This window comes from Paracoccus sphaerophysae (genome assembly GCF_000763805.1).
GTDB classification, from domain to species: domain Bacteria; phylum Pseudomonadota; class Alphaproteobacteria; order Rhodobacterales; family Rhodobacteraceae; genus Paracoccus; species Paracoccus sphaerophysae.
Genome location: NZ_JRKS01000002.1, coordinates 72,925 through 96,211, shown reverse-complemented (window position 1 = coordinate 96,211; position 23,287 = coordinate 72,925). Strand labels below are relative to the sequence as shown.

23 protein-coding genes and 1 pseudogene are annotated in these 23,287 nt (G+C 67.9%); 16 read left to right on the top strand and 8 right to left on the bottom strand.

What is annotated here, in order from left to right; translation table 11 throughout:
• Positions 1-3: 3 nt before the first annotated feature.
• Positions 4-1,776: a sensor histidine kinase gene (locus IC63_RS01545; protein ID WP_052041777.1), complete on the top strand. Its 1,773-nt coding sequence runs from the start codon at positions 4-6 to the stop codon at positions 1,774-1,776.
• 3 nt (positions 1,777-1,779) lie between these two features.
• On the opposite strand, the gene IC63_RS01540 is transcribed toward IC63_RS01545, so the two are convergent.
• The 4 genes from IC63_RS01540 to IC63_RS01525 are packed head-to-tail and all read right to left on the bottom strand — an operon-like array spanning position 1,780 to position 4,946.
• On the bottom strand, positions 1,780-2,739 hold the full coding sequence (locus IC63_RS01540) for a YihY/virulence factor BrkB family protein (protein ID WP_052041776.1): 960 nt from the start codon (positions 2,737-2,739) through the stop codon (positions 1,780-1,782).
• The gene (gene dnaQ, locus IC63_RS01535; protein WP_036716281.1) at positions 2,736-3,461 is read right to left on the bottom strand and encodes a DNA polymerase III subunit epsilon; all 726 of its coding nucleotides are present in this window, start codon (positions 3,459-3,461) and stop codon (positions 2,736-2,738) included. Before dnaQ ends, IC63_RS01540 begins: the two co-directional genes overlap by 4 nt.
• Positions 3,454-4,059, bottom strand: coding sequence for a dephospho-CoA kinase (coaE, locus tag IC63_RS01530; RefSeq protein WP_036716279.1), 606 nt, complete (start codon positions 4,057-4,059; stop codon positions 3,454-3,456). The genes dnaQ and coaE overlap by 8 nt, the downstream gene beginning before the upstream one ends.
• The gene (locus IC63_RS01525; RefSeq protein ID WP_084115353.1) at positions 4,056-4,946 is read right to left on the bottom strand and encodes a shikimate dehydrogenase; all 891 of its coding nucleotides are present in this window, start codon (positions 4,944-4,946) and stop codon (positions 4,056-4,058) included. Before IC63_RS01525 ends, coaE begins: the two co-directional genes overlap by 4 nt.
• Positions 4,947-5,390: 444 nt before the next feature.
• Between IC63_RS01525 and hemJ the strand changes: the two genes are divergently transcribed.
• From hemJ to IC63_RS01490, 7 genes are all read left to right on the top strand, one after another.
• A complete protein-coding gene (gene hemJ / locus IC63_RS01520) occupies positions 5,391-5,837 on the top strand; it encodes a protoporphyrinogen oxidase HemJ (RefSeq protein ID WP_036716389.1) in 447 nt (148 codons plus the stop codon).
• A gap of 122 nt (positions 5,838-5,959) precedes the next feature.
• Positions 5,960-7,231, top strand: coding sequence for a transcription termination factor Rho (gene rho / locus IC63_RS01515; RefSeq protein WP_036716277.1), 1,272 nt, complete (start codon positions 5,960-5,962; stop codon positions 7,229-7,231).
• Positions 7,232-7,238: 7 nt separating this feature from the next.
• Positions 7,239-8,492 (top strand): tRNA uridine-5-carboxymethylaminomethyl(34) synthesis GTPase MnmE, encoded by a 1,254-nt coding sequence (gene mnmE, locus IC63_RS01510; RefSeq protein ID WP_036716274.1) that lies wholly within the window; start codon positions 7,239-7,241, stop codon positions 8,490-8,492.
• 9 nt (positions 8,493-8,501) lie between these two features.
• Entirely contained in the window at positions 8,502-10,358 is a 1,857-nt protein-coding gene (gene mnmG, locus IC63_RS01505) for a tRNA uridine-5-carboxymethylaminomethyl(34) synthesis enzyme MnmG (RefSeq protein WP_036716272.1), read from the top strand.
• Positions 10,355-10,933: a 16S rRNA (guanine(527)-N(7))-methyltransferase RsmG gene (rsmG, locus tag IC63_RS01500; protein WP_052041791.1), complete on the top strand. Its 579-nt coding sequence runs from the start codon at positions 10,355-10,357 to the stop codon at positions 10,931-10,933. The genes mnmG and rsmG overlap by 4 nt, the downstream gene beginning before the upstream one ends.
• Positions 10,912-11,718, top strand: coding sequence for a ParA family protein (locus tag IC63_RS01495; protein ID WP_036716269.1), 807 nt, complete (start codon positions 10,912-10,914; stop codon positions 11,716-11,718). Before rsmG ends, IC63_RS01495 begins: the two co-directional genes overlap by 22 nt.
• Positions 11,711-12,586 carry a ParB/RepB/Spo0J family partition protein gene (locus tag IC63_RS01490; RefSeq protein ID WP_036716267.1) on the top strand — a complete coding sequence of 292 codons (876 nt, stop codon included), beginning with the start codon at positions 11,711-11,713 and terminating at the stop codon, positions 12,584-12,586. Before IC63_RS01495 ends, IC63_RS01490 begins: the two co-directional genes overlap by 8 nt.
• Position 12,587: 1 nt before the next feature.
• Here the strand turns inward: IC63_RS01490 and hemW are convergent, their stop codons facing one another.
• The 4 genes from hemW to rph are packed head-to-tail and all read right to left on the bottom strand — an operon-like array spanning position 12,588 to position 15,430.
• Positions 12,588-13,745 carry a radical SAM family heme chaperone HemW gene (gene hemW, locus IC63_RS01485; protein WP_036716266.1) on the bottom strand — a complete coding sequence of 386 codons (1,158 nt, stop codon included), beginning with the start codon at positions 13,743-13,745 and terminating at the stop codon, positions 12,588-12,590.
• A 2-nt stretch (positions 13,746-13,747) separates the two neighbouring features.
• Complete coding sequence (locus tag IC63_RS01480) at positions 13,748-14,122, bottom strand: RidA family protein (protein ID WP_036716264.1); 375 nt, start codon at positions 14,120-14,122, stop codon at positions 13,748-13,750.
• A complete protein-coding gene (rdgB, locus tag IC63_RS01475; protein WP_036716262.1) occupies positions 14,115-14,720 on the bottom strand; it encodes an RdgB/HAM1 family non-canonical purine NTP pyrophosphatase in 606 nt (201 codons plus the stop codon). The genes IC63_RS01480 and rdgB overlap by 8 nt, the downstream gene beginning before the upstream one ends.
• Positions 14,717-15,430, bottom strand: coding sequence for a ribonuclease PH (gene rph, locus IC63_RS01470; RefSeq protein ID WP_036716260.1), 714 nt, complete (start codon positions 15,428-15,430; stop codon positions 14,717-14,719). Before rph ends, rdgB begins: the two co-directional genes overlap by 4 nt.
• A gap of 87 nt (positions 15,431-15,517) precedes the next feature.
• Between rph and hrcA the strand changes: the two genes are divergently transcribed.
• The 8 genes and pseudogenes from hrcA to IC63_RS01430 all read left to right on the top strand — a co-directional run.
• Positions 15,518-16,570: a heat-inducible transcriptional repressor HrcA gene (gene hrcA / locus IC63_RS01465; RefSeq protein ID WP_036716258.1), complete on the top strand. Its 1,053-nt coding sequence runs from the start codon at positions 15,518-15,520 to the stop codon at positions 16,568-16,570.
• Between the two features lie 3 nt (positions 16,571-16,573).
• On the top strand, positions 16,574-17,128 hold the full coding sequence (locus IC63_RS01460; RefSeq protein ID WP_036716256.1) for a nucleotide exchange factor GrpE: 555 nt from the start codon (positions 16,574-16,576) through the stop codon (positions 17,126-17,128).
• A gap of 88 nt (positions 17,129-17,216) precedes the next feature.
• On the top strand, positions 17,217-17,810 hold the full coding sequence (gene gfa / locus IC63_RS01455) for an S-(hydroxymethyl)glutathione synthase (RefSeq protein WP_036716255.1): 594 nt from the start codon (positions 17,217-17,219) through the stop codon (positions 17,808-17,810).
• Positions 17,811-17,912: 102 nt separating this feature from the next.
• Complete coding sequence (locus IC63_RS01450; RefSeq protein ID WP_036716253.1) at positions 17,913-19,043, top strand: S-(hydroxymethyl)glutathione dehydrogenase/class III alcohol dehydrogenase; 1,131 nt, start codon at positions 17,913-17,915, stop codon at positions 19,041-19,043.
• 73 nt (positions 19,044-19,116) lie between these two features.
• Complete coding sequence (locus IC63_RS01445; protein WP_036716251.1) at positions 19,117-19,776, top strand: ATP-dependent Clp protease proteolytic subunit; 660 nt, start codon at positions 19,117-19,119, stop codon at positions 19,774-19,776.
• A complete protein-coding gene (locus IC63_RS01440; protein WP_036716250.1) occupies positions 19,773-20,288 on the top strand; it encodes a GNAT family N-acetyltransferase in 516 nt (171 codons plus the stop codon). Before IC63_RS01445 ends, IC63_RS01440 begins: the two co-directional genes overlap by 4 nt.
• Positions 20,285-21,118 carry an S-formylglutathione hydrolase gene (fghA, locus tag IC63_RS01435; RefSeq protein WP_036716249.1) on the top strand — a complete coding sequence of 278 codons (834 nt, stop codon included), beginning with the start codon at positions 20,285-20,287 and terminating at the stop codon, positions 21,116-21,118. Before IC63_RS01440 ends, fghA begins: the two co-directional genes overlap by 4 nt.
• Before the next feature lie 215 nt (positions 21,119-21,333).
• Positions 21,334-23,130, top strand: a pseudogene (locus IC63_RS01430) (methanol/ethanol family PQQ-dependent dehydrogenase); the annotation flags it as partial.
• Positions 23,131-23,287: the final 157 nt, after the last annotated feature.

Below are 23,287 nucleotides of genomic sequence, written 5' to 3'. Positions count from 1 at the left end.
CCGGTGCGTGGCGCGGGCATTACCGGCAAGCTCGGGTTCCGGCTGGGATTGCTGCTGACCGTCGCGATCCTGCCGATCGGCTTGATCTCGATCATACAGACCCTGCATCTGTCGCGCGAGGCGGAACGGTCCACCGAGATCGCCCTGCAGGGGCGGACGGCGGCCGCCGCAGCAGGCGAACGCGCGTTGTTGCAGGGCGCCATCGGCACCGCCGACGCGCTGGGCGCGTCGATCCTGACCCTGCTCGACGATCCGGCGGCCTGTTCCGAGATGATGCGGCAATACGTCCAGCGCAGCGCGACCTTCGTCTATGCCGGCTTCACCTCGGTCGAGGGCAAGACGGTCTGTTCATCGACCGGCCAAGTGGTCGATGTCAGCGGCTCGCAGCATTTCCAGAGCTTCCTGGAGTCGCCCCGCACGCAGATCACCGCCGCGCAGCGCGGGCTGATGTCCGGCCAGGCCATCGTCGCCGTGTCGCAGCCGCTGTATCGCGACCGCGACCTGCTGGGCTTCGTCGCGCTGTCGCTGTCGCAGGACCTGCTGCGGTCCACCCACTCGTCGGTCTATTGGGCCGAGGGCGCGCGCATCGTGACCTTCAACCGCGACGGCCAGGCCCTGTCCGGGGCGATGGGCGACGAAGAGGACCCGACGCCGATCCTGCCGCAGGGACAGTCGCTGGCCTCGCTGGTGGCGCTGTCGGACAGCTCGTTCCGGGCGATCTCGAATTCCGGTGAGTCGCGGGTCTTTTCGGTCGTGCCGGTGGTGCCCGACCTGGTCTATGCGCTGGGCAGCTGGAGCCCGAAGGTCACCGGCTTTGCCGGGCTGAACGTCTCGCGCTTCGCGGCGATCCTGTTTCCGTTGGCGCTGTGGGCGGTATCGCTGGCGGTGGCCTATTTCGCGGTCTACCGGTTGGTGCTGCGGCATGTCCGCGAACTGCGCGGCCAGATGCGCCGCTTTGCGCTGGGCGACCGCAGCGTGGCGCCCCCGGTTCTGGCCGCCGCGCCCGGAGAGATCCGGGACGTCAGCGAGACCTTTCACAACATGGCCCGCATCCTGATCCGCGACGAGGCGGCGATGGAGGAAGCCGTCGCGGAAAAGACCGTGCTGCTGAAAGAGATTCACCACCGGGTCAAGAACAACCTGCAGCTGATCGCCTCGATCATCAACATGCAGAGCCGGGTGATCGACGATGCCGATGCCAAGCGGGTGCTGCGGTCGGTGCAGGACCGGGTGGCCTCGCTGGCGACGATCTACAAGAACCTGTATCAGGCCGAGCATCTGGATTCGGTCGAGGCCGATCGCCTGATCCGCGACATCATCGGGCAGATGTCCACCGCCTCGGTGATGAACGACAACTCGATCCGGGTCGAAACCGAGCTGGAACCGCTGACGCTGCAGCCCGACCAGGCGGTTCCGCTGACGCTGCTGACGACCGAGGCCTTCACCAACGCGCTGAAATACGCCGGCACCCCGCCCGGCGAAGACCGGCCACTGGTGCGGGTGCAGCTGCGCCGCGACCCCGATGGCAGCGCGGTGCTGAGCATCGAGAATTCGCTGGGCGCCAACGCGGCCGAACCGGAAGGCACCGGGCTGGGCAGCCAGCTGATCGAGGCCTTCGCCATGCAGCTGGACAGCGAGGCCCAGATCGAGGTCGAGGACCATCGCTATCGGCTGGAGCTGCGCTTTGTCCCCGACCTGTCGCAGACCGCGCATGACGAGGAAGAAAGCCGCCGCGTGGTGCTGACCTCGGCCGCGCGGGCGGGGGCGCGGCACTGATCCTCAGCTGTCGGGGGCGTCCCCGGGCGTGCCCTCGGGCGGGGTCTTGGCGGCAGCGCGCTCGCGCGCCATCTGCAGCGCCAGGTTGCGGGCCTTGCGAGCCTGCACCAGCCGCTTGTAGCGGTCGAACTCGACGTTGATGAGCGCCCCCAGCATCACCGAGAACCCGGCCAGGTAGAACCACATCAGCAGCGCCACCACCGCCCCGATCGACCCGTAGATCCGGTTGTAGCTGTTGAAGCTGGACAGATAGGCCGAGAACGCCACCGACGCCGCACCCCAGGCCAGCGCCGCGAACAGCGCGCCCCATGTAAAGATCGGCGTGCGCGGCGTCTTCACGTTGGGGCCGTAGCGGTAGAGGATGCCGATCCCGACGATGACGATGACGAACATCGCCACCCACGGCACCGAACTGACCAGCCAGCTGCGCAACGGCCCATACTCAAGGAAGTTGAAGGCGAGCGGTACGATGACGATCGTCGCCAGCCCCATCAGCACCACCCCCACGATCGCGAGCGTGAGGATGTAGGCCAGCACCCAGCCGAAGATCGTCGAGTGCGACCGCACCCCATAGGCCGCGTTCAGCCCCCGGACCAGCGCGTCCACCCCGGCCCGCGCGGCGATGGTGGCGATCACGAACGAGATCGCCGAGGCCCAGCCGAGCTGCGTCCTGCCGCCCGAGGTCAGCGCGTCGATCTGCGAATGCAGGATCTCGGCCGCCTGTCCGGGGATGAATTCGTCCACGTAACGGTCGTATTCCTGGATGATCGCCGGGTCGAACCACAACCCCCACAGCGCGATCAGCGCCGCGAGGCCGGGGAACACGGCGAACATCGCATAGAAGGCCACGCCGGCGGCGATCAGGCCCATGTGGATCTTGTCCATCCGGTCGAAGAGCGCGGTGATGAACTGCCAGGAATCGCGCAGATAGCCGGTCAGGACGCGGAAGGCGGCGCGGATCATCGGGGGACCGCGCTCGCGGTGGCGGAATAGCGCAGCCACAGCGCGCCGGGGCCGAGGCGGGCGACGAAGGCGGCGTGGGCCTCGATCTCGGCGGCGCTGATTCGGGGCGGCAGCGGCACGGGGCGCGGCGCGCGGGGGCGCTGCGGGGTGTCGGACAGGCCGGCCGCGCCGGTCGCCGGGGCGTTGGCGGCGACGAGCACCAGGTCGGGCTGACGGCCGCCGATCAGCTCCAGATAGACCTCGGCCAGAAGCTCGCTGTCCAGCAGCGCGCCGTGCAGCGTCCGGCCCGAGTTGTCGATCCCCCAGCGCCGGCACAGCGCGTCCAGCGACACCGGCGCGCCGGGAAATTTCTCGCGCGCCAGCGCCACGGTATCCAGCGCACGCGCCATCGGCAGGGCGGCGTGACCGGCGCGGCGCAGTTCCCAGTTGAGGAATTTCATGTCGAAGGGGGCGTTGTGGATGACCAGCCGCGCCTGACCCACGAAGTCGATGAAATCCCGCGAGATTTCGGCGAATTTCGGCTTGTCGGCCAGGAACTCGCTGGTCAGGCCGTGGACGGCCAGCGCCTCGGCCGGCATGTCGCGTTCGGGGTTGATGTAGACGTGGAAATGCCGGCCGGTGGGCAGATAGTTCATCAGCTCGATGGCGCCGATCTCGACGATGCGGTCGCCGGTGTCAGGATCGAAGCCGGTGGTTTCGGTGTCCAGCACGATCTCACGCATGGGGCCGGTCCTGAGGTTCCTGCGCGATGTCGGCGAGGATGCCCGCCACCGCCGCCTGCGCCGCTTGCAGCGAGTCGGTCGGGATGATCCAGGTCGCGCGGGCGCGCTTGTCGGCGTCGGGCATCTGCCGGGACAGGATCAGGTCCAGCGTCTCGGGCGTCATGCCGGGGCGGGACAGGACCCGCTCCCGCTGCACCTCGGCCGGCGCAGAGACCACGGCGACGCCGTCCATCTGCGCCTCGGCGCCGGTTTCGAACAGCAGCGGAATGTCCAGCAAGACCACCGGCGCATCGGCATGGGCCGCGACGAAGGCCGCGCGGTCGTCGGCGACGAGCGGGTGGACGACGGCCTCGAGTTCCGCGAGGCGCCGGGGGGCGGCGGCCAGCAGCTGGCTGAGCAGCTTGCGATCGATGCCGGCGGCGGTAACGGCCGAGGGGAACAGCGCGCCGACCCCGGGAACGGCCGCGCCGCCCGGGGCATACAGGCGATGCACCGCAGCATCGGCGTCCCAGACCGGTACGCCGTGGGCCGCGAACTTGGCTGCTGTGGTGGTCTTGCCCATGCCGATCCCGCCGGTCAGTCCCAGAAGATAGCTCATCCGAGGACCGCCACGCGCAGGGCGTCATCGACCTGGGGGCGGACGCCGAACCAGCGCTCAAATCCGGGGGCGGCCTGGTGCAGCAGCATGCCCAAGCCGTCGACGGTGCGGCAGCCCCGCGACCGCGCCTCGCGCAGGAACAGCGTGTCGAGCGGGGTATAGACCAGATCCGTCACCAGCGCGTCGGGGGACAGCGCGTCCAGCGGCACGCGCAGGGGCTGCGCGCCCTCCATCCCCATCGAGGTCGAGTTGACGACGGTGGTGGCGCCTTCCAGCATGTTGCCGATCTGGGCCCAGTCATAGACGACCACGCGGGCGCCGAATTCGGCCTTGATCTGGTCGGCGCGGATGCGGGTGCGGTTGGCGATGCGCAATTCGGGGACGTGACATTCCAGCAGCGCCGCGACCACCGCCCGGGCGGCGCCCCCGGCGCCGATGACGGCGGCGGGACCGGCGGCCGGATTCCATTCGGGCTGTTGCTGGAACAGGTTGGCGGTGAAGCCGTAACCATCCGTATTGTCCGCGTGAATCCGGCCATCGGGGCGGAAGATCAGAGTGTTCGCTGCGCCGATCAGGGCCGCGCGGTCGGTCACCACGTCGGCCAGCGCCAGCACCGCCTGCTTGTGCGGGATGGTCACGTTCAGGCCGACGAACCCGGCGCGCGGCAGCGCATGCAGCACCTGCGCGAGATGTTCGGGCGCCACGGTCAGCGGCACGTAGTGGCCGCGGATGCCATAGCGGTCGAGCCAGTGCCGGTGCAGCTGCGGCGAGCGGGAATGAGCCACCGGCCAGCCCATGACCCCGGCCAGCGGCAGCGCGGGCACGGAACCCGGCGCGGTCCCGGCCGAGGTCGGAGCGGTCTGAAGCGGCACCTGTTCTGCGGGCATGGTTCTTCGTGTCGTTGGGCGTCTTCTGTCTAGCCCGCCCGGCCGGCGGAGGAAAGCTTGGCGGCTGTGGAAAACCCTGGGGAGAGGGTGAGGCGGGGGATGTTGGGGGTTTAGGCCTTGGCTGGGCGACGGCCGGGATGCGCGAAAACGACTGCGGCTCGGGGGACGGTCGCCGCGGGTCGTCCACAGGTGGACAGCGCCGGATTGTTCGTCCACAGGCTGGGGATCAGGGCGTTGTCCGCGCGTGCGTCCTGCGTCGCAAGCATTTGAAAGAAATCATGATTTCTTCACGTTCCACATCTTATCCCCACTATGGCCCCGCCCGGCGGAGTCCGGGATGACCGTCGCGAGCGCGACAAATCCAGTTATCCGCCACCCCTACTTCGACATCATCCTTTTCTCTTCTCTTCTTTAAGATAAGAAGGCGCGACGGAGGCGACGATGATCACGGACTGGCTGGCGACACTGTATCCCTGGATCAAGTCGTTTCACATCATGGCAGTGATGTCGTGGATGGCCGGGCTGTTCTATCTGCCGCGTCTGTTCGTCTATCATGCGGAACGCGCGACCGGCCCGGGCGAGCCTGCGGCAAGCTTCGAGATCATGGAGCTGAAGCTGCTGCGGGTGATCATGGGGCCGGCCTCGATCGCAACCTGGATCGCGGGGCTGGCGCTGGTCTTCACCCCGGGCATCGTCGACTGGTCGCTGGCGTGGCCCTGGACCAAGGCGGCAGGCGTGATCGGGATGACGCTGTTTCATCACTGGCTGATGATCCAGCGCCGAAAGCTGCAGCGCGGCGCCGGGCTGAGCGGGCGGCAGTACCGGATCATGAACGAGGTGCCGACGATCCTGATGGTCCTGATCGTCGTGTCGGTGATCGTGAAGTTCTGACAGGTTTGACTTTCGGGCGGGAATCGCCTATCCGGCCGCTGCGGGCCGTCCGGCTCGTGCCCTTCCAGATAAATATTTCGCCGCAGCGTTCTCTGGACGCTCGTCCGGCGCATGGTGACCCGATGAGCGAAGAACGTCTCAACCTGGCCGATCTCAAGGCCAAGAGCCCCGCAGATCTTCTGGCGATGGCCGAAGAGTGGGAAATCGAGAACGCCTCGACCATGCGCAAGGGCGAGATGATGTTCTCGCTGCTGAAGGAGCATGCCGAGGAAGGCGTCGATATCGGCGGCGACGGCGTGCTGGAGGTCGTGCAGGACGGATTTGGCTTCCTGCGCTCGCCCGAGGCGAACTATCTGCCTGGCCCTGACGATATCTATGTCAGCCCCGACATGATCCGCCAGCACAGCCTGCGGACCGGCGACACGGTCGAAGGCGTGATCCGCGCGCCCGGCGAGAATGAACGTTATTTCGCCCTGACCCGGGTCGAGAAGATCAACTTCGAAGAGCCCGAGAAGGCGCGCCACAAGGTCGCCTTTGACAACCTGACACCGCTTTATCCGAACGAGCGGCTGAAGATGGAGCTGGACGATCCGACGACCAAGGACCGCTCGGCCCGGATCATCGACCTGGTGTCGCCGATCGGCAAGGGTCAGCGGTCGCTGATCGTGGCGCCGCCGCGCACCGGCAAGACCGTGCTGCTGCAGAACATCGCCCATTCGATCGAGAAGAACCACCCGGAGTGCTATCTGATCGTGCTGCTGATCGACGAGCGGCCCGAGGAAGTGACCGACATGCAGCGTTCGGTGAAGGGCGAGGTGATCTCGTCGACCTTCGACGAGCCGGCGACGCGGCACGTGGCGGTCAGCGAGATGGTCATCGAGAAGGCCAAGCGGCTGGTCGAGCACAAGCGCGACGTGGTGATCCTGCTCGATTCGATCACCCGCCTGGGCCGGGCGTTCAACACCGTGGTGCCGTCGTCGGGCAAGGTGCTGACCGGGGGTGTGGACGCCAACGCCCTGCAGCGGCCGAAGCGCTTCTTCGGCGCGGCGCGGAACATCGAGGAAGGCGGGTCGCTGACGATCATCGCGACGGCCCTGATCGACACGGGCAGCCGGATGGACGAGGTGATCTTCGAGGAATTCAAGGGCACCGGCAACAGCGAGATCGTGCTGGACCGCAAGGTGGCCGACAAGCGTGTGTTCCCGGCGATGGATATTCTCAAGTCCGGGACGCGGAAAGAAGAGCTGCTGGTCGATCAGAAGGACCTGCAGAAAACCTATCTGCTGCGGCGCATCCTGAACCCGATGGGGACGACCGATGCGATCGAGTTCCTGATTTCCAAGCTGAAGCAGACCAAGACCAACGCCGAATTCTTCGAGTCCATGAACGCCTGAGCATGGGATGGACACGATCTATGCCGAAACGACGCCTCCCGGGCGGGGCGGGGTCTCGATCGTCCGCCTGAGCGGACCGGGGGCGCGTGCGATCGGCGAGGGAGTCGCGGGTGCGTTGCCCGAGGCGCGCCAGGCGGTGCTGCGGTCGGTGCGGGACGGCGACGTGATCGACCGGGCTCTGGTGATCCGCTTTGACCCGGGCGCGAGCTTTACCGGCGAAGAGGTGGTCGAGTTTCATCTGCACGGCGCGCCGGTCGTGGTGCGGCGGCTGATGTCGGCGCTGCGCGCGCGGGGCGCCCGGCTGGCCGAGCCGGGAGAGTTCACGCGGCGGGGTTTCCTGAACGGCGTGGTGCCGCTGAGTGAAGCCGAGGCGCTGTCGGATCTGCTGGTCGCGGAGACCGAGGCGCAGCGGCAGCAGGCGATGCGGATCGTATCGGGCGATCTGACCCGCTGGGCGGATGGACTGCGCGAGAAGCTGATCCGGGCCGGGGCGCTGGTCGAGGCCTCGCTGGATTTCGCCGACGAGGAGGATGCGCCGGCCGAGGTGCCGGCCGAGGTCATGGCGCTTCTGGCCGAAGTCCGGGACGACATTCAGCGGTCAGTGGGCGGCTTCGCGGCGGCCGAGCGGATCCGCGCGGGGTTCGAGGTCGCGATCGTCGGACCGCCCAATGCCGGGAAATCCTCGCTGCTGAACCGGATCGCGGGTCGGGACGTCGCTCTGGTCAGCGACGAAGCTGGAACGACCCGGGACGTGCTGGAACTGCGGGCCGATCTGGGCGGGCTGGCGGTGACGTTCTTGGACACCGCGGGGCTTCGCGAGGCGGAGAACAAGGTGGAACGGATGGGAGTCGCGCGGGCCCGGGATCGGGCGGCGGCGGCGGACCTGCGGATCCATCTGGTGACGGATGCGACCGTTGACCAGGAGGTCCATGTGGAGGGCGACCTGGTGGTGCGGTCGAAGTCGGACCTGGGGGCTGGCGACATCTCGGCGGTCACCGGGGAAGGCGTGGACGAGCTTCTGGAGAAGGTGCGCGAGATGCTGGCCGCGCGCGTCGCTGGGGCCGGCCTCGTGTCGCGCGCGCGGCAGGTCGAGGCGCTGCAGGACGCGGCCGATGCGCTCGCGGTGACGCATCACGCGCCGCCCGAGCTGCTGGCCGAGGCGGTGCGGCTGGCCGCACTAAGCCTGCACGAAGTCATTGGCCGCGTCGCGCCGGACGACTATCTTGACGAGATCTTTTCGACTTTCTGCATCGGGAAATAGGTGCTTCACGTGAAACACTATGATGTCGTCGTCATCGGCGCGGGCCATGCGGGGGTCGAAGCGGCCGCGGCGGCTGCGCGGGTGGGTGTCATGGTCGCGCTGGTCACCTTGCGGGCCGACGATGCGGGCACGATGTCCTGCAACCCGGCGATCGGCGGACTGGGCAAGGGCCATCTCGTCAGGGAGATCGACGCCCTGGACGGCGTGATGGGCCGGCTCGCCGACGCCGCCGGGATTCAGTTCCGTCTTTTGAACCGCCGGAAGGGTCCCGCTGTGCAGGGGCCGCGGGCGCAGGCCGACCGGGGGCTGTATCGTCAGGCCGCACAGCGCGAACTGGCCCAGACCCGCGGCGTCGACCTTGTCATCGGCGAGGTCGCGACGCTGGAGGTCGAGGGCACGCGCGTCGCCGGGGTTACGCTTGCGGACGGGACCCAGCTGCAGGCGCCGACGGTCATCGTGACGACGGGAACGTTCCTGAACGGCCTCATTCACATCGGGGACGAAACACGCCCCGCCGGGCGATGGGGGGCCGGGCGGGCGACGGGCCTCGCCGCCGCGCTGCTGGGGCTGGGCCTGCCTCTTGGTCGGCTCAAGACCGGGACCCCGCCGCGCTTGGCGCGGAACTCGATCGCGTGGGACGAGCTGGACCAGCAGCCGGGCGACGAGGTGCCCTCGATGCTATCGTTCCTCAGTCAGGCGCCCGTCGCGCCGCAGGTGTCCTGCGCCCTGACCCATACGAACGCGCAAACGCATCGGATCATCGCAGAGAACCTGTCCCGGTCGGCGATGTATGGCGGCCGCATCGAGGGCGTGGGTCCCCGATACTGCCCTTCCATCGAGGACAAAGTCGTGCGTTTTGCCGACAAGGACTCGCACCAGGTCTTTCTGGAACCCGAGGGGCACGACACCGATCTGGTCTATCCCAACGGCATCTCGACGTCGCTGCCCCGTGACGTCCAGCTGGCCTATGTCCGCACCATGCGTGGGCTGGAACAGGCAGAGATTGTCCAGCCCGGCTATGCCGTGGAATACGACTATATCGACCCCCGTGCGTTGCGACCCACGCTGGAAACCCGGGACGTCACGGGACTGTACCTGGCCGGCCAGATCAACGGCACAACCGGGTATGAGGAAGCCGCCGCCCAGGGGCTTGTGGCGGGGCTCAATGCGGCATCATCCGTCCTCGGGCGCGACCCCACCACCTTCAGCCGCACGAACAGCTATATCGGCGTGATGATCGACGACCTGGTCACACGCGGGGCCAGCGAGCCCTATCGCATGTTCACCTCTCGCGCCGAGTTCCGGTTGTCGCTGCGAATCGACAACGCGGATCGGCGGCTGACCCCGATGGGAATCGACTTGGGCCTCGTGGGGACTGCACGCAAGGCGGCCTACGCCGAAAAGCATCGCCGGTTTGTGACGGTGCAGAACTTGGCCGAGGCGACGTCGTTCACCCCGACCGAACTCGCCCAGAAAGGCCTGCCTGTGCGGCAGGACGGACAGCGGCGCACGGCCTACGCGCTGCTCGGCCAGAAGGACCTGGATCTCGGGACGCTCGCCGCACTTCTCCCGGCGGCCCTTACCGCGGACAGCGAAGCTCTGGAACTGGTCCGCAACGATGCGCTCTATGCGCAGTTCACGGACCGGCAGCAGCGTGATGCTGCGGATATCCAGCGGCAAGAGGCGCTGGCCCTGCCGGCCGACCTAGATTTCCAGCAGATCACCGGGATTTCCCACGAACTCCGCGGCAAGCTGACTATGGCCCGGCCGGCCAACATCGCCGCGGCGGGCCGGATCGAGGGGATGACACCCGCCGCCCTGACCCTGCTGATCGCATGGCTCCGCAGCGGGCGCAGTGCCGCATGAATGCTTCACGTGAAGCGCGGCTCGCGACCTATGCCGCCCTGCTCAGGAAATGGAATCCGTCGATCAACCTGATCGCCCCGGGCACCGTCCCCGACCTCGAGCGGCGGCACCTTCAGGACAGCGCGCAGCTGGCGTCCCTCGTCGTCGACCCCTGGGACGGACTCTGGCTGGATATCGGCAGCGGCGGCGGTCTCCCAGGGCTGGTCGTCGCCATCCACCATCCCGACTCCGAACTGCTCCTGGTCGACTCCGACCGCCGGAAGGTCGCGTTCCTGCAGACCGCTATTCGCGACCTCGGCCTGACCCGCTGCCGCGCGACAGCCGGCCGGATCGAGGACCTGGCACCGGCGTCCGCCCGTCACCTCAGCGCCCGCGCGCTTGCCCCGCTTCCCCGACTTATGCCATATCTGGACCGCCATCTGGCGGCAGACGGGACGGCTTGGCTGATGAAAGGCCAGAACTGGCAGGCCGAACTGGATCAGTCGGAAGCCGAGGCGCAGTTCGACATCCGGATCCATCGCAGCATCACCGACCCGGCAGCAGCCATACTCCAATGCGACAGGAAGACCACGTGACCACGCCCCGGATCATTGCCATCGCCAACCAGAAGGGTGGAGTCGGCAAGACGACCACCGCGATCAACCTTGGCGCGGCGCTGGCAGAGCTCGGCCAGGACGTGACCGTGATCGATCTCGATCCGCAGGGAAACGCCTCGACGGGCTTGGGCATCGCGGCCGAGCAGCGGACCCCCAACAGCTATGACCTGCTGATCGGAGACGCCGCCTTCGCCGCCGCGCGGCGGCCCACCGACCACGCGCATCTCTCCATCGTCCCGGCGACGGCCGATCTCGCCTCGGCCGAACTCGACATCGCCAGCCGCGCGCGACGTACCCACCTGCTCGCCGCGGCGCTCAAGGGCCCCCCCGGCATCGTCCTCATCGACTGCCCCCCCGCGCTGGGCCTGCTGACGCTGAACGCGATGGTGGCCGCCGACAGCCTGATCGTCCCGCTCCAGGCCGAGTTCTATGCCCTCGAAGGCCTCTCGCAGCTCATGCTCACGGTCCGCGAGGTCCGGGCCACAGCCAACCCCGATCTGCGGATCGAGGGCGTCCTGCTCACCATGTCGGACTCTCGGCTCAACCTCTCGCAACAGGTCGAAGCGGACGTCCGCAACACGCTCGGCCCGCTGGTGTTCGAGACGGTCGTTCCGCGCAACATCCGCGTGTCGGAATCTCCCTCACACGCCCTGCCGGTGATCCACTATGATCCCGCGTCAAAGGGCAGCGCGGCGTATCGCGCGCTTGCCCAGGAAATCGTCAACGCCCCCGGGACGCGCCAGAGGAAGTCGGCAAATGGCTGAAAAACCGCGGAAAATGGGTCTGGGGCGGGGTCTTTCCGCGCTGATGGCCGATGTCGACGTCACCTCAGCAGCGGCACCGCAATCGACGCAAACCGTGCCGGTCGAACAGATCACCGCGAACCCCGACCAGCCGCGCCGGGCGTTCGACCCCGAGGCGCTGGCCGAACTTGCTGCCTCGTTGAAAAGCCGCGGCGTGCTGCAGCCGCTGATCGTGCGCCCGCACCCCCGCGAGCCCGGCATCTACCAGATCGTCGCCGGCGAACGGCGCTGGCGGGCGGCCCAGATCGCGCAGTTGCATGACCTGCCGGTCATCATCCGCGACATGACCGACACCGAGGTCCTGGAAATCGCGCTGATCGAGAACATCCAGCGCGCCGACCTGAACCCGATCGAAGAGGCCGCCTCGTTCCGCCAGCTCATGGACCGGTTCGGCCACACCCAGGAACAGCTGGCCGAGGCGCTGGACAAGAGCCGCAGCCATATCTCGAATCTGCTGCGGCTGCTCAACCTGCCGGACCAAGTGCAGGGCTTCGTCCGCGACGGCAAGTTGTCGGCCGGCCACGCCCGGGCGCTGATTACCACGCCCGACCCGGTCGGTCTGGCGCGCCGGGTGATCGAACGCGGGCTGTCGGTGCGCGAGACCGAGGCGCTCGCAAAACAGGCCAGCGCGCCGCGCCCGACCCCGGCGTCACGCAGCAAGCCGGAAAAGGACGCCGACACCCGTGCGCTCGAGGCCGATCTGGGCGCCCAGCTGAAGATGCGGGTCCAGATCGAACACGCCGGTCATGACGGCGGGCGGTTGACGGTGACCTATCGCGATCTCGACCAGCTCGACCGCCTGTGCCAGCTGCTCAGCGGCGGGCTGTAGGTCAGGCCAGCGCCCGCAGGATGCTGTTCAGCACCGGCCGCCCCGCCGAGGTGGCCGCCAGCCGCACCCCGTCGGTCTGCACGAGCCCCATCCGCGACAGGTCGTCGATGACCGCCCCGTCAAGCCCCCGCCCCGCGAGCCGGGCGTAGCGGCCCAGGTCCATCCCCTCGCTCAGCCGCAGCGCCATCAGCAGGTACTCGGTCGCCTGCTCGTCGGCGGGAAACTCGACCCGAGGCAGCTCCGCCGCCGCCTCGGCCACCGCGGCCAGCCAGCGATCCGGCGCGCGGTGAGTCTCCGTCGCGAAACGCCGGCCGCCCAGCGTCAGCCGGCCATGCGCGCCCGGACCGATCCCGACCCAGTCGCCCTGCCGCCAGTAGACGAGGTTATGCCGGCTTTCCGAACCGGGCGCGGCGTGGTTCGACACCTCATAGGCCGACATTCCGGCCGCCGTGCAAATATCCTGCGTTTCCAGATATATGTCGGCCGCCACATCGTCCTGCGGCAGGCCGCCCAGCTTGCCCGCAGCGGCCCGGGCGCCGAAAGCGGTCCCGTCCTCGATCGTCAGCTGGTACAGCGACAGGTGATCGACCGCCATCGAGAGCGCCTCGCGCAACTCGGCGGCCCAGGCGGCGCGGGTCTGGTGCTGCCGCGCATAGATCAGGTCAAAGCTGACCCGCGGAAAGCAGGACCTCGCCACGTCAAAGGCGGCCTTCGCCTCGGCCACCGAATGCAGCCGGCCCAGCCGCCGCAGATCGGCGTCGTTCAGCGCCTGCACCCCCATCGACAGCCGGTTCACCCCGGCCTCGGCATAGGCCGCAAAGCGCCCGCGCTCGACGCTGCCCGGGTTGGCTTCCAGCGTGATCTCGATGTCATTGGCAAACCGCCACCCGTCGGCGGCGGCTGCGATCACCCCCGCCACGACCTCGGGCGCCATCAGGGACGGCGTGCCGCCGCCAAAGAAGATGCTGCGCAGCACGCGCCCGCCGGTTTCGGTCGCCGCGCGGGCGATCTCGGTCCGATAGGCGTCCAGCCAGGCGTGCTGGTCGATCGCCGCCGCGACATGGCTGTTGAAGTCGCAATAGGGGCATTTCGACGTGCAGAACGGCCAATGCACGTACAGGGCAAAGCCGCCGGCCTGCCAGTCCTCGACCGACGACATCGTCACTCTTTCATCGCCGTGACTTCGATCTCGATCTTCATCTCGGGGCGGATCAACCCGGCGATCACCATCGTCGCTGCCGGCCGGACGGCGCCCAGCACCTCGCCCAGCACCGGAACGATGGCGTCGACGAAGCCCCGATCCGTCACCGTGTACTGGACCCGCACGATGTCGCCCATGCCGAACCCGGCCTCGTCAAGCACAGCGCGGATCGTGGCGAAACAGTTGCGCGCCTGGGCGGCGGGATCATCCGGGATCGCCATCTTCGCATAGTCATAGCCGGTGACGCCCGAGACGAAACACCAGCCGCCGCGCACCACCGCCCGGCTGTAGCCCATGGTCGCCTCGAAGGGCGAGCCGGTCGAGATCCTACGCAAGGATCGCGCTCAGCTTGCGGAAGGCGTCGGCGCGGTGGCTGATCGCGTTCTTTTCCTCGGCCGACATCTCGGCATAGGTCCGGTCGTGCCCGTCCGGGACAAAGATCGGGTCATAGCCGTGCCCCGCGACGCCCCGCGGCGGCCAGACCAGGCGGCCGGGGGCGATCCCCTCGAACAGCTCCTCATGCCCGTCCGGCCACATCATCAGCAGCGTGGCGCGGAACTGCGCGGTGCGCGGGTCGGGGACGCCGCGCGCCTCGAGTTCCTCCCAGGTCCGCCGCATCGCCTGCATGAAGTCCCGGCCGTCCGGCGTCTCGGCCCAGTCGGCGGTGTAGACGCCCGGCGCGCCGTCCAGCCCGTCCACGGTGATCCCGCTGTCGTCGGCCAGCACCGGCAGGCCGGACAGCTCCATCGCCGAGCGTGCCTTGATCCGCGCATTGCCGGCAAAGCTGGTCTCCGTCTCCTCCGGCTCGGGCAGGCCGAAATCGGCGGCGCCGACCACCTCGACGCCCAAGGGCGCGAACATCTGCCGCATCTCCTCGAGCTTGCCGGCGTTGTGGGTGGCGACCAGCAGCTTGCGGCCCTCGAACTTCCTCATGCGACCGCGGCCCGCTGCGCCTCGACCAGCCCGGCGATGCCCGCCTCGGCCAGGTCGAGCAATTCGCCCATCTGCGCGCGCGTGAAGGCGGCGCCTTCGGCCGACATCTGCACCTCGATCAGGCGGCCGGCGCCGGTCATCACGAAGTTGCCGTCGGTGCCGGCCTCGCTGTCCTCGGCATAGTCCAGGTCCAGCACCGGCTGGCCCGCATAGATGCCGCAGCTGACCGCGGCGACGTGGTCCAGGATCGGATCGCTGGTCAGCTGCCGCGCCGCCAGCAGCTTGTTGACCGCCAGTCGCAGCGCCACCCAGCCGCCGGTGATCGCCGCGCAGCGGGTGCCGCCATCGGCCTGGATCACGTCGCAGTCGATGACGATCTGCCGTTCCCCCAGCGCCAGCCGGTCCACGCCCGCGCGCAGCGACCGTCCGATAAGCCGTTGAATCTCTTGCGTTCTGCCCGACTGCTTGCCCGATGCCGCCTCGCGCCGGTTGCGCGAATGGGTGGCGCGGGGCAGCATACCGTATTCCGCCGTGACCCAGCCCTGCCCGGTGCCGCGCAGGAAGGGCGGCGGCTTGTCCTCGATCGAGGCCGAGCACAGCACATGGGTGCCGCCGACCCGGATCAGGCACGACCCCTCGGCGTGGCCCATCACCCCGGTTTCGATTGAAATCGGGCGCAGTTCGCTTAACTTTCGGCCAGAGGGTCGCATGCGTGGTCCTTTTCCGTCCGCCCGGCCGGCCCGGGCCTTCGCCTGATGCCGTCAGATACAGGTCACACCCCCGACACCGCAACCCGAATGCCCCAGCCGAATCTGCTTGCCGAACTGAACGACCGCTCGCGCGAGGTCTTCCGCCGCGTCGTCGAAACCTATCTGGAAACCGGCGAGCCGGTGGGCTCGCGCACGCTGACCCGCGGCATGGCGGTGTCCGCGGCGACGATCCGCAACGTGATGCAGGACCTGGAATATCTGGGGCTCCTGGAAAGCCCGCATGTCTCGGCCGGCCGGTTCCCGACCCAGCAGGGCCTGCGGCTGTTCGTCGACGGGCTGATGGAGGCAGGGCCCATCCGCCCCGAGGACCGCGCCATGATCGCCGACATGGTGGGCGAATCCGGCCCCGATACGGGGGCAATGCTGGACCGCGTCTCGACGGCGTTGTCGACGCTGACACGCGGCGCGTCGGTCGTGCTGATGCCACGGCAAGAGGAAGCGCCGCTGCGGCATATCGAGTTCGTCAGCTTGGCCCCCGACCGGGCGTTGGTGATCCTGGTCTTCGCCGATGGACGGGTCGAAAACCGCCTGTTCACCCCGCCGCCCGGCCAGACGCCCAGCTCGCTGCGCGAGGCCGGGAACTTCCTGTCCGCCCGCGCCGCCGGGCACACCCTGGCCGAGCTGCGTCGTGACATGGGTGCCCATATCGCCCAGCACCGGCGGGAACTGGACAGCCTCGCCGCGCAGCTGGCCGAGGCGGGGCTCGCGTCCTGGGATTCCAGCGCCCCCGATCCGCGGCTGATCGTGCGCGGCCGTGCCAACCTTCTGGAACACGAGGCGGCCGATCTGGAGCGCATCCGCATTCTGTTCGACGACCTGGAACGCAAGCGCGACATCGCCCGCTTCCTGGAACTGGCCGAAGAGGGCGACGGGGTCCGCATCTTCATCGGCTCGGAAAACGAGCTTTTCTCACTTTCGGGTTCCTCTCTGGTGGTTTCGTCCTATATGAACGCTGACCGAAAGATCGTGGGCGCCGTGGGCGTGATCGGGCCGACCCGGCTCAATTACGGCCGAATCGTCCCGATCGTGGATTACACCGCCCAGCTGGTCGGTAGGGTGCTCTCCGACCGAAAAGGATAGGACATGACCGATACGCTGAACCCCAACGCCCTGTCGGACCTCCCCCTGGACGACGAGATTCTCGACGATCCGCTGGGGATCGGCGATGACGAGATCGCCGCCCTGACCGCCGAACGCGACGATTTCCGCGACCGCTTCATGCGCGCCCTGGCCGATGCCGAAAACGCCCGCAAGCGCGCGGAAAAGGACCGCCGCGAGGCTGAAAACTACGGCGGCTCCAGGCTCGCCCGCGACCTGCTGCCGGTCTATGACGCGCTGTCCCGCGCCATCGACGCCGCGGGCGCCGAACGCGCCGTCGCGCCGCAGCTGATCGAGGGGGTCGAACTGACCCTGCGCGAGTTGCAGAACGTCTTTGCCCGCCACGGCATCACCGTCATCAGCCCCGCCTTGGGGGACCGCTTCGATCCCCAGCAGCACGAGGCGATGTTCGAGGCGCCCGTTCCCGGCACCGCGGCCGGGGACATCATCCAGGTGATGTCCAACGGCTTCATGCTGCACGACCGGCTGCTGCGCGCGGCGCAGGTCGGGGTCTCGTCCACCCCGGGCGGCGCGGCCTGACCGCGCCAATACAACCTTCGGCGGACTTGATCGCCCGCGTTCCTCGCCGCAACCTCGCCGCAAGTATGGTCAGCGGAGGACGGAATTCATGGCAGACACCGCCGGGGTGAAAATTCACCCCTCAGTCGATGACGGCATCAAACCGACCGACCAGGGCTTTGCCGGCGGCGTGCTGACCTGCAAATGCGCCACGAACCCGGTCAAGGTGCGGGTCAGCGCCCAGACCGCGCATAACCACGTCTGCGGTTGCACCAAGTGCTGGAAGCCCGACGGCGCCATCTTCAGCCAGGTCGCCGTCGTGGGCCGCGATTCGGTCGAGGTGCTGGAAAACGGCGACAAGCTGCAGATCGTCAACAAGGACGCGCCCATCCAGCGCCATGCCTGCCGGGATTGCGGCGTGCACATGTATGGCCGGATCGAGAACACCGAACATCCCTTCTACGGTCTGGATTTCGTCCATACCGAGCTGGGCGACGGTGACGGCTGGTCGGCGCCGGAATTCGCGGCCTTCGTGCCCTCGATCATCGAATCGGGCGTGAACCCCGACCGCATGGGCGCGATCCGCGCGTGGCTGAAGGAAATCGGGCTGGAGCCCTATGACGCGCTGTCGCCGCCCCTGATGGACGCGATCGCCACCCATGTGGCCAAGAAATCCGGCAAGTTCGGCACGCTGAACGCGTGACACCGGCTGGAACGGACCTACCACGCAGCCCAGCCCAAGGGCCGGTTCCGCTGGCCCTTTCGCCATGACCGGCCCTGACGGCCGCTGACCAAGGAGAGCAAGATGAGAACGAGAGCCGCCGTCGCGCTGGAAGCCGGCAAGCCGCTGGAAGTCATGGAAGTGAACCTCGAAGGCCCCAAGGCCGGCGAGGTCATGGTCGAGATCAAGGCCACCGGCATCTGCCACACCGACGAATTCACCCGGTCGGGCGCCGACCCGGAAGGCATCTTCCCCTCGATCCTCGGCCACGAGGGCGCGGGCGTGGTGGTCGAGGTCGGCCCCGGCGTCACCTCGGTCAAGCCGGGCGATCACGTCATCCCGCTGTACACGCCGGAATGCCGCCAGTGCGCGTCCTGCCTGTCGGGCAAGACCAACATGTGCCACGCGATCCGCGCCACCCAGGGCCAGGGTCTGATGCCGGACGGCACCACCCGCTTTTCCATGCTGGATGGGACGCCGATCCGCCACTACATGGGCTGCTCGACCTTCTCGAACTACACCGTGCTGCCGGAAATCGCGGTGGCGAAGGTCCGTGAGGACGCGCCGTTCGACAAGATCTGCTATATCGGCTGCGGCGTGACCACCGGCATCGGCGCGGTCATCAACACCGCCAAGGTCGAGATCGGCGCCAAGGCGGTGGTCTTTGGGCTGGGCGGAATCGGGCTGAACGTGATCCAGGGCCTGCGCATGGCCGGCGCCGACATGATCATCGGCGTTGACCTGAACAACGACAAGAAGCCGATGGCCGAACGCTTCGGCATGACCCACTTCATCAACCCCAAGGAAATCGAGGGGTCGGTCGTGCAGGAAATCGTCAACCTGACCAAGACGCCCTTCGACCCGATCGGCGGCGCGGATTACAGCTTTGACGCCACCGGCAACGTCAAGGTGATGCGCGACGCGCTGGAATGCACCCATCGCGGCTGGGGCCAGTCGATCATCATCGGCGTGGCGCCGGCCGGGGCCGAGATCGCCACCCGCCCGTTCCAGCTGGTCACCGGCCGGGTCTGGAAAGGCACCGCCTTTGGCGGCGCCCGCGGCCGGACCGACGTGCCCAGGATCGTGGACTGGTACATGGACGGCAAGATCGAGATCGACCCGATGATCACCCACACCATGCCGCTCGAGGACATCAACAAGGGCTTCGACCTGATGCATGCCGGGGAATCCATCCGCTCGGTCGTCATTTACTGATCCTCAAGGGATGCTTAGGTAACGATGCGGCGGGGGGCGCTTTCCCCCGCCGTGCCATTTGAAAGGACGACCGATGCTGCGCCCGTTTCCGCCCCACCTGCTGAACGACGACGACGACGAGGAAGAGGACGAGCCGCGCGAGGATCGCCGCCACAAGGACGATGGCGAAGGCGAACTGGGGATGCCGGCCGGCGACAAGATCGCCAAGCTGTATTTCAAGTCGCGCACCGTGATCGTCGCCGGGCCGATCAACGACAAGCTGGCGCAACGCACCGTGTCGCACCTGCTGGCTTTGGCCGAGGACAGCGACAAGCCGATCAACATGCTGATCTCGTCCCCCGGCGGCCATGTCGAATCGGGCGACATGATCCATGACGTGATCAAGTTCATCCGCCCCACCGTGCGCACCATCGGCTCGGGCTGGGTCGCCTCGGCCGGGGCGCTGATCTTCGTCGGCGCGGAACGCGAGAACCGCTTCTGCCTGCCCAATACGCGTTTCCTGATCCACCAGCCCTCGGGCGGGATCGGCGGGACGTCGTCGGACATGATGATCCAGGCAGAACAGGTCCGCCTGATGCGCGAGCGGCTGAACCAGATCTTTGCCGACGCCACCGGGCAGAGCATCGAGCGGATCGAGAAGGACACCCAGCGCGACTTCTGGCTGAACACGCAGGAGGCGCTGGATTACGGCCTGCTGGGCCGGGTGATCCGCAGCGTGGACGACCTGGAATGACGGCGGCCGGCGGGGTGGCGATCCGCCCCGCCACCGACCACGACCACGACGCAATCTGGGCGATCCTCGAACCCGTCTATCGCGCCGGGGAAACCTATTGCGTGCCGCAGGACATCTCGCGCGCCGATGCGCTGACGGACTGGTTCGCCTCGCCCTACAGCGCCTTCGTCGCCGACAGCGGCGGGCGGGTGCTGGGCACCAGCCATGTCGGCGCCAACCGGCGCGGCGGCGGCGCCCATGTCGCGAATGCGGGCTTTGCGACCCACCCCGAGGCGCGGGGCCGGGGCATCGCGGCGGCGCTGGCCGCCCATGCGCAGGACTGGGCGCGGGCGCAGGGCTTTCGCGCCATGCAGTTCAATTTCGTCGTCGCCACGAACGCGGATGCCGTCCATTCGTGGCAGAAGGCCGGGTTTGCGGTTGCAGGCCGCCTGCCCGGCGCATTCCATCACCCCCGCCTCGGCTATGTCGACGCGCTGGTGATGTACAAGGACCTGATCGGAGCGACCGGATGACACTCGAAACCCTTTCCGAAAACCGCAGCTTCGGCGGCACCCAGGGCGTCTATCGCCACAAGAGCGATGCGACCGGGACCGACATGACCTTTGCCGTCTATCTGCCGCCCGATGCGGCGGACGGGCCGGTGCCGGTGCTGTGGTTCCTGTCCGGCCTGACCTGCACGCATGAGAACGCCATGACCAAGGCCGGCGCGCAGGAATGGGCGGCCGAAACCGGGCTGGCGCTGATCTTTCCCGACACCTCGCCGCGCGGCGAGGGGGTGGCCAACGACGACGCCTATGACCTCGGCCAGGGCGCCGGTTTCTACGTCAACGCGACGCAGGACCCGTGGAAGCCGCATTTCCGGATGTGGGACTATGTCGTCGAGGAACTGCCGGGCGTGGTCTTCGACGCCTTCCCGCTGGACCGCGACGCGCAGGGGATCACCGGCCATTCGATGGGCGGCCACGGCGCGCTGACCATCGCCATGACCCGTCCCGACCGCTATCGCAGCGTCTCGGCCTTCTCGCCGATCGCCAACCCGACCGACTCGGACTGGGGCCGCAAGCAGCTGACCGCCTATCTGGGCGAGGACCGCGAGACCTGGAAGCCCCACGATTCCACCCTGCTGATGCTCGACAAGGGCTATCCGGGAGAGGTCCTGATCGACCAGGGCGCCGATGACCAGTTTCTCGACCTGCTCAAGCCCGAGACGCTGGCCCACGCGATGGCCAAGCGCCGCCAGCCCGGCTGGTTCCGGATGCAGCCGGGCTATGACCACAGCTATTTCTTCGTGCAAAGCTTCATGGGCGACCACGTCCAGTGGCACGCCGACCGGCTGCGCTGAGCCGGCCGCTCACCCCGGAAAAATTTCACGATTTCCAGCGCCGCGGCCGCCAGCCGCGGCGCTTGCCGTTTGTTCCCGGGACGCTGCAGGAACTGCCTAAGACTTTCCGCTTAAGTTCCCGACGCCGCGATTGACGGACGGGGGTCCTCTACCAACTCTGACCGCAGCCCCGGCGCCCCTTGCGGCGCGGCCGGCACCAACGCGGAGGAAAATCAATGACCCATCTGATCAAGGGCGCGTCAGTCGCCCTGCTGCTGTCCAGCTCTGCGCTGCTGGCCAATGACAGCGTGCTCGAGGCGACGAAGAACCCGGCCCAGTGGGCGATCCAGACCGGCGACTACGCCAACACCCGCTATTCGACGCTGGACCAGATCAACCGCGACAACGTGGGCGACCTGCGCGTCGCGTGGACCTTCTCGACCGGCGTGCTGCGCGGCCACGAAGGCTCGCCGCTGGTGATCGGCGACATCATGTATGTCCACACGCCGTTCCCGAACAACGTCTTTGCGCTGGACCTGAACAACGACGGCAAGATCCTGTGGCGCTACGAGCCGCAGCAGGACCCGAACGTGATCGCGGTGATGTGCTGCGACACGGTGAACCGCGGTCTCAGCTATGCCGACGGGATGGTGTTCCTGTCGCAGGCCGACACCACCGTCGTGGCCCTGGACGCCAAGACCGGCGAGCCGAAATGGTCGACCAAGATCGGCGACCCGGCGATCGGCGAAACGCTGACCGCGACCACCATGCCGGTCAAGGACAAGCTGATGGTCGGCGTGTCCGGCGGCGAATACGGCGTCCGCGGCCGGATGACGGCGCTGAACATCAAGGACGGCTCGGTCGCGTGGAAGGGCTATTCCACCGGTCCCGACGCCGAGATGCTGATCGACCCGGAAAAGACCATGTCGCTCGGCAAGCCGGTCGGTCCCGACAGCTCGCTCAAGACCTGGGAAGGCGACCAGTGGAAGATCGGCGGCGGCCCGATCTGGGGCTGGTTCTCGTATGACCCGGACCTGAACCTGATCTATTACGGCACCGGCAACCCCTCCACCTGGAACCCGGCGCAGCGTCCGGGCGACAACAAGTGGTCGATGACCATCTTTGCCCGTGACGCCGATACCGGGATGGCCAAGTGGGTCTATCAGATGACGCCCCATGACGAATGGGACTTCGACGGCGTCAACGAGATGATCCTGACCGACCAGGACTTCAACGGCGCGCCGCGCAAGCTGCTGACCCACTTCGACCGCAACGGCTTCGGCTATACGCTGGACCGCGAGACGGGCGAGCTGCTGGTGGCCAAGAAGTTCGACCCGGCCGTGAACTGGGCGACCGAAGTCGTCATGGACCCGGCCAGCGACCAGTATGGCCGTCCGCAGGTCGTGTCACAGTATTCGACCGAACAGAACGGCGAGGACACCAACACCACCGGCATCTGCCCGGCGGCGCTCGGGACCAAGGACCAGCAGCCGGCGGCGTTCAGCCCCAAGACCAACCTGATGTACGTGCCGACCAACCACGTCTGCATGGACTACGAGCCGTTCCGCGTCGCCTACACCGCCGGCCAGCCCTATGTCGGCGCCACGCTGTCGATGTATCCGGCGCCGAACAGCCATGGCGGCATGGGCAACTTCATCGCCTGGGACAACACCAAGGGTGAGATCAAGTGGTCGGTGCCGGAACAGTTCTCGGTCTGGTCGGGCGCCCTGGCGACGGCCGGGGACGTGGTGTTCTACGGCACGCTGGAAGGGTATCTCAAGGCGGTCGACGCCGAGACGGGCAAGGAGCTTTACAAGTTCAAGACGCCCTCGGGCATCATCGGCAACGTCATGACCTATGAGCATGGCGGCAAGCAGTATGTCGGCATCCTGTCGGGCGTCGGCGGCTGGGCCGGGATCGGCCTGGCGGCGGGCCTGACCAACCCGAACGAGGGCCTGGGCGCCGTCGGCGGCTATGCCGCGCTGTCGGATTATACCGAACTGGGCGGCCAGCTGACCGTGTTCGAACTGCCGGGTGAAGGCACCGCGACCGCTGCGGCAGACACCGCGGCGACCCCGGCGGCTGCGCCGGCCGACGCGGCTGCCCCGGCGGCGGACGCCGCGGCCCCTACCGCGGACGCGGCGACCCCGGCGGCTTCGGCTGCTGACGCGACCGCTCCGGCGGCCGATG

Bases quoted from the DNA above. Each gene is read 5' to 3' on its own strand.
- IC63_RS01540 (WP_052041776.1), bottom strand. From the start codon at position 2,739: ATGATCCGCGCCGCCTTCCGCGTCCTGACCGGCTATCTGCGCGATTCC.
- dnaQ (WP_036716281.1), bottom strand. From the start codon at position 3,461: ATGCGTGAGATCGTGCTGGACACCGAAACCACCGGCTTCGATCCTGAC.
- coaE (WP_036716279.1), bottom strand. From the start codon at position 4,059: ATGAGCTATCTTCTGGGACTGACCGGCGGGATCGGCATGGGCAAGACC.
- IC63_RS01525 (WP_084115353.1), bottom strand. From the start codon at position 4,946: ATGCCCGCAGAACAGGTGCCGCTTCAGACCGCTCCGACCTCGGCCGGG.
- rho (WP_036716277.1), top strand. From the start codon at position 5,960: ATGAGCGAAGAACGTCTCAACCTGGCCGATCTCAAGGCCAAGAGCCCC.
- mnmE (WP_036716274.1), top strand. From the start codon at position 7,239: ATGGACACGATCTATGCCGAAACGACGCCTCCCGGGCGGGGCGGGGTC.
- rsmG (WP_052041791.1), top strand. From the start codon at position 10,355: ATGAATGCTTCACGTGAAGCGCGGCTCGCGACCTATGCCGCCCTGCTC.
- IC63_RS01495 (WP_036716269.1), top strand. From the start codon at position 10,912: ATGCGACAGGAAGACCACGTGACCACGCCCCGGATCATTGCCATCGCC.
- IC63_RS01490 (WP_036716267.1), top strand. From the start codon at position 11,711: ATGGCTGAAAAACCGCGGAAAATGGGTCTGGGGCGGGGTCTTTCCGCG.
- hemW (WP_036716266.1), bottom strand. From the start codon at position 13,745: ATGTCGTCGGTCGAGGACTGGCAGGCCGGCGGCTTTGCCCTGTACGTG.
- rdgB (WP_036716262.1), bottom strand. From the start codon at position 14,720: ATGAGGAAGTTCGAGGGCCGCAAGCTGCTGGTCGCCACCCACAACGCC.
- rph (WP_036716260.1), bottom strand. From the start codon at position 15,430: ATGCGACCCTCTGGCCGAAAGTTAAGCGAACTGCGCCCGATTTCAATC.
- hrcA (WP_036716258.1), top strand. From the start codon at position 15,518: ATGCCCCAGCCGAATCTGCTTGCCGAACTGAACGACCGCTCGCGCGAG.
- IC63_RS01460 (WP_036716256.1), top strand. From the start codon at position 16,574: ATGACCGATACGCTGAACCCCAACGCCCTGTCGGACCTCCCCCTGGAC.
- gfa (WP_036716255.1), top strand. From the start codon at position 17,217: ATGGCAGACACCGCCGGGGTGAAAATTCACCCCTCAGTCGATGACGGC.
- IC63_RS01450 (WP_036716253.1), top strand. From the start codon at position 17,913: ATGAGAACGAGAGCCGCCGTCGCGCTGGAAGCCGGCAAGCCGCTGGAA.
- IC63_RS01445 (WP_036716251.1), top strand. From the start codon at position 19,117: ATGCTGCGCCCGTTTCCGCCCCACCTGCTGAACGACGACGACGACGAG.
- IC63_RS01440 (WP_036716250.1), top strand. From the start codon at position 19,773: ATGACGGCGGCCGGCGGGGTGGCGATCCGCCCCGCCACCGACCACGAC.
- fghA (WP_036716249.1), top strand. From the start codon at position 20,285: ATGACACTCGAAACCCTTTCCGAAAACCGCAGCTTCGGCGGCACCCAG.